Source organism: Kitasatospora sp. MBT63, from assembly GCF_000710465.2.
GTDB lineage: Bacteria > Actinomycetota > Actinomycetes > Streptomycetales > Streptomycetaceae > Kitasatospora.
The window spans coordinates 1-4,733 of sequence record NZ_JAIZ01000426.1; the positions used below are offsets into that span (position 1 = coordinate 1).

The following is a 4,733-nucleotide window of genomic DNA, read 5'->3' on the forward strand; positions in this document are numbered from 1 at the left end:
GTTCGAGGCGGCCCGGGACCGGTTCGCCGGCCCGGACCTGTACGACCTGCCCGACGCCGCCCGGATCGGCCCGCCCGGCCCGCTGGACCAGCCGGACTTCGGCCTGGTGCTGACCGTCCACATGGCCGCGCTGGCGGCGGTCGACGCGGCCGCCCGGGGCCGCCGCGCCGCACGAGCTGTCGGCGTACCTGCTGGACCGGGAGTACCTGGCCTGGCAGCAGCTGGCCGACGCCCAGCGCGAGGGCCAGGACTACCGCACCCGGCCGAGCGTGATGGCGAAGACCGTCTTCGTGGCGGCGCTGACCGGGGCCGTCGGCCACGGCACCGGCGCCGCGGTGCTGCGCAGGCTGGACCTGCCCGGCCACCCGGAGGACCTGCTGCTGGACCACCGGTTCTGCTACCCGTCCACCGACCGCGGCCAGGTCCTGGAACCGCTCTACCCCGACCGGCTCGCCGAGGACTTCCTCGGCCTGCTCACCCCGGGCCACCAGGTCGCGTCCTACGAGCCCGACCCGTGGACCACCGCCGTGCCGGGCCTCCTGATGGGCGACGACGGCCTGCGGCCCGTCCTCGCGCCCCGGCTGGTCACGATGCTGGCCGCGGCCGCCGACCGCTGGCCGCACCTCGGCGAGCAGGTCCTGCACCCGCTGATCGGCCGGGACCCGAGGATCGCCTTCGACGGCGGCAGCGCGGCGCTGGCCGCCCTCGCGGGGCTGGACGGACTTCCGCCGTCGCTGCTGGAGGTCCTGCACGTGCTGCCCGAGTACTGGGCGGGCCTCGAGCGGCAGGTCGACCTGGACGTCGGCATCGCCGCCGTCGCCGAACGCGTCACCGAGCGGCGGCTGGCCGCCACCGCCGATCCGGCCCGGCGGGCGGAGCTCCTGCTCACCCTGGGCCTGCGGCTGTCCAACGCGGGCCGCCGGGAGCAGGCCCTCGCGGCAGTGCAGGAGGCGGTGCGGATCCACCGCGGACCCGCCGGCCGTACCCCCGCCGACCCGGCCCCGCTGGCGGTGGCGCTGGTGGAACTCGGCGTCGGGCTGGCCGCCCTGGGCCGGCGCCAGGAGGCGCTGGCGGCCACCGCCGAGGCGGTCGAGCTGTACCGGCGGCCCGCCGCCGGTGGGCCGACCGCCCGCCGGCGGGCGCAGCTGGCCACGGCCCTCGGCAACCTCGGCTCGCACCTCGCCCTGCTGGGGCGCCCGGAGGAGGCGCTCGCCCCGGCCCGGGAGGCCGCCGAGATCCTCCGGCAGCTCGCCGAGGAGGACCCGGACACCTGGCTGCCGGCCCACGCCCGGGCGCTGAACGGCCTGGCGGCCGAGCTCATGGAACTCGGCCGCCACCGCGAGGCACTGACACCGGCCTACGGGTCGGTGGAGATCCGCCGCCGCCTCGCTCAGCAGCGCCCGGCCCGCCACCTGCCCGACCTCGCCCTGGCGCTGCAGAACTTCAACACGGCCGCCAGGGCGCTGATCGACGCCCTCGCGCCGGCGGACCGCGGGGAACTGCTGGCGCTGGTCCGCTCCGGCGCCGAGGAGTCGGTGGCGATCCTGCGGCGGCTGGTGCGCACCAACCCGGCCGCGTTCCGGCCGGACCTGGCCGCCGCGCTGAACGGCCTCGGCGCGGTCCACCACGACCTCGGGCGCCACGAGGAGGCGCTGACGGCCCTGGAGGAGGCGGTCGCGCTGGGCCGGGAGGAGGCCGCGGCCGGTTCGGACGCCGCCCTGGCGGGGCTGGCCCGGTCGCTGCAGTCGCTCGGTACGGTGCAGTCCGCGCTCGGCCGCCGCGGGCCCGCGCTGACCGCCGCCGACGAGGCCTTCGGCCTGTACTCGCAGCTGGCCGCGGTGCACCCCGAGGCCTACCGGCTCGAGGTCGGGCGCAGCCTGGAAGGGCTCGCGGCGGAGCTGGCGGTGGCCGGGAAGGCGGATGCGGCGATCCGGGCGTACGGGGAGGCCGCCGAGCTGGTCCGGCCGTACGCCGCCCGCCAGGGGCAGGAGCACCTGCGGGACCTCGCCCGGATCCTGCACCACCTCGGCGCCGAACTGGTCGCGGCGGGCCGTCACCCGCAGGCGCTGCCGGTCCTGGAGGAGGCGGTGGACGCGGGCCGGCGGGCCCCGCGGCAGCCCGCCACCTCAGCCCGGCTGGCCGCCTGCCTCTACCTGACCGCGGTGTGCCGCCTCCTCACCGGCCGGCGGGCGCAGGCCGCGGAACCGGCCAAGGAGGCGCTGGGGATCCGGCGGGAACTCGCCCGGAGCGGGTCGCACCCCGGGCCGCGGCCGGGCGCGCGGCACACGGGCGGGACCTGACGATCGATCCGGGGCTGCGCGGAGCCGGGGAGATCCGGGCGCACCTGCTGTCGGCGGTGCTGCTCGGTGACGGCGGGCCGGGACCGGCCCTGCTGGACGACATCGTGGTGAAGGACCCGGAGCTGTTCGTGCGGGTGGTCCAGCTACTGGCGCAGGAACCCGACCCCCGGCCCGGCGTCAGGTAAGGGTACGCTAACTTCGCCGCCCGGCGGATTCGGCTGCGCCGGGTCCGCCCATCGGGCGCGGCCCGTCGCCCGGGTGTCCGGTAAATGGCCGGGGCGCGGCCACTTCCTGAAGTGCCGTCCGGGGGGCCGCAGGCGCGCGGAATTCCGCGGCGGTGCAGGTCCGGACTGTTGCACTCGTGGTGCAATCGCCACACTTGCACTTGCGGTGCAAGATGTCAAAAACCTCCCGGGGCAACCCTGCTGGGGTCCGGCGGGGCGCCCGCCGGGCCGGTATCGGTGCAGATCGGACACCGGCGCCCGGGGATCCGGTGCCGCAAGGGTCATTCGTAGACGTCGCGTCAGGGGCGGAAGGCCCGCCGGCAGGCGGATGATCACGTTGCGGTCACGGTTTCCCCCTGGGGGAACTCTTGTACGACCTGCTACTCATCGGTAAATGTCCATCCGCAGGCCGGAAATGATGGTCAGCCAGGCCGGTAAATCGGCCATTCACAGGGCCTGGCGCAATTTGCGTCGGCCCGCTTCCGCGCCACATATTTCTCCGGTTGCCGCAGGGGGTGGCCCACACCCGCTCCCGTGCGGACGCAGCAGACATCACGAACGCGCAGGGGACGCGGCCACCAGCCGGCCCGGCCGCGCTCGTCCACCACGCCGGACCGTCCACGCCCCAGCAGGCCGCGGTCCGGGTCGCGTACGGAGCATCGATGACCGCCTTGTCGTCCCTGTCCCCGGGGCCGGACACCGCTGCCGCGGCGCCCGGCCACGCCCCGCTCGGATCGGCCGCGGCCGGCCCGCAGGCACCGACGGTCGCCGTCGTCGGCCTCGGCTACGTCGGCCTGCCCACCGCGCTGGCGCTGGTCGCCTCCGGCTGCCGCGTGATCGGCCTCGACGTCAGCACCGACCGGCTGGACGCGATCCGCCGCCAGGACGTCGACCTGCTCCCCACCGACCGGACCCGCCTCGCCGAGACCCTCGACGGCACCGGCCTGGAGCTCACCGCCGACCCGGCCGCCATCGCCGCCGCCGACACCGTGATGGTCTGCGTACCGACCCCGGTCGACCCGCACCTGGTGCCCGACCTGCGCGCGCTCGCCGGCGCCTGCGCCGCCGTGGTGGCCCACGCGGTCCCCGGCCAGCTGCTGATGCTGACCTCCACCACGTACGTCGGCACCACCCGCGAACTGCTGGTCGAGCCGCTCGCCGCGCGCGGCCTGCGGGCCGGCCAGGACATCCACGTGGCGTTCTCCCCGGAGCGGATCGACCCCGGCAACGCCCACCACGCCCAGGACAGCACCCCCCGGGTGGCCGGCGGCGTCACCGAGCGCTGCACCGAACTGGCCGCCGAGGTGCTCGCCCGCACCGCCCCCTCGGTGCACCGGGTCGGCTCGGCCGAGGCCGCCGAGATGACCAAGCTCTTCGAGAACACCTTCCGCGCCGTCAACATCGCGCTCGCCAACGAGTTCGCCGACAACTGCCGCGGCCTGGGCCTGGACCCCCTGGAGATCATCGAGGCCGCGGCCAGCAAGCCGTACGGCTTCATGCCCTTCTACCCCGGCCCGGGCGTCGGCGGCCACTGCATCCCCTGCGACCCGCACTACCTGCTCTGGCAGCTGCGCAAGCTGCGCATATCCTCGCCGCTGGTCGACACCGCGATGACCGCCATCGCCGGCCGCCCGCGCCAGGTCGTCCACCGGGTGCGCGAACTGCTCGCCGAACGCGGCCGCCCGCTGGCCGGCGCCCGGGTGCTGCTGTGCGGCATCGCGTACAAGCCCGGCGTCGCCGACGTCCGCGAGTCCCCGGCCCTGGAGATCCTGGAGGAGCTCGCCGACCTCGGCGCGCAGGTCTCCTACACCGACCCGCTGGTCCCCGAGGCCCACCTGCACGGCAAGGTCCAGCAGAGCGTCGCCGAGCCGGCCGCCCACGACTGGGACCTGGTCGTCGTCCACACCGTCCACCCCGGCGCCGACCTGACCTGGCTGACCGGGCAGCAGAACGTGCTGGACGCCACCTACCGCCTCACCGGCCTCCCCACGAAGGCGGTCCTGTGACCCGGCCGCCGTCCTCCTGGCAGGACGGACACGACCAGCCGCCGTCGCACCCCTTCGACGAGCACCCCTTCGACCGGCCCCCGTTCCAGCAGCACCCCACGGGGGCCCCGGCCGCCGAACACCGCGCCGCCGAGCACCGCGCCGCCCCCGCCGGGGTCCTGCTCGCCGACCGCCCCGACCACCCGCAGGCCCCCGCCCCCGCC

At 76.3% G+C, this 4,733-nt stretch carries 3 protein-coding genes and 1 pseudogene; all 4 read left to right on the top strand.

Annotated elements, in window-relative coordinates:
* Nucleotides 1-272: 272 nt before the first annotated feature.
* Complete coding sequence (locus tag AA75_RS23820; protein WP_051813173.1) at nt 273-2,300, top strand: tetratricopeptide repeat protein; 2,028 nt, start codon at nt 273-275, stop codon at nt 2,298-2,300.
* A 56-nt stretch (nt 2,301-2,356) separates the two neighbouring features.
* Nucleotides 2,357-2,485, top strand: coding sequence for a hypothetical protein (locus AA75_RS53530; RefSeq protein ID WP_255369521.1), 129 nt, complete (start codon nt 2,357-2,359; stop codon nt 2,483-2,485).
* Nucleotides 2,486-3,186: 701 nt separating this feature from the next.
* On the top strand, nt 3,187-4,530 hold the full coding sequence (locus tag AA75_RS23825) for a nucleotide sugar dehydrogenase (protein WP_082526775.1): 1,344 nt from the start codon (nt 3,187-3,189) through the stop codon (nt 4,528-4,530).
* A pseudogene (locus AA75_RS23830) lies at nt 4,527-4,733 on the top strand (hypothetical protein); the annotation flags it as partial. The gene AA75_RS23825 and the pseudogene AA75_RS23830, both read left to right, overlap by 4 nt.

Bases quoted from the DNA above. Each gene is read 5' to 3' on its own strand.
- AA75_RS23820 (WP_051813173.1), top strand. From the start codon at position 273: ATGGCGAAGACCGTCTTCGTGGCGGCGCTGACCGGGGCCGTCGGCCAC.
- AA75_RS23825 (WP_082526775.1), top strand. From the start codon at position 3,187: ATGACCGCCTTGTCGTCCCTGTCCCCGGGGCCGGACACCGCTGCCGCG.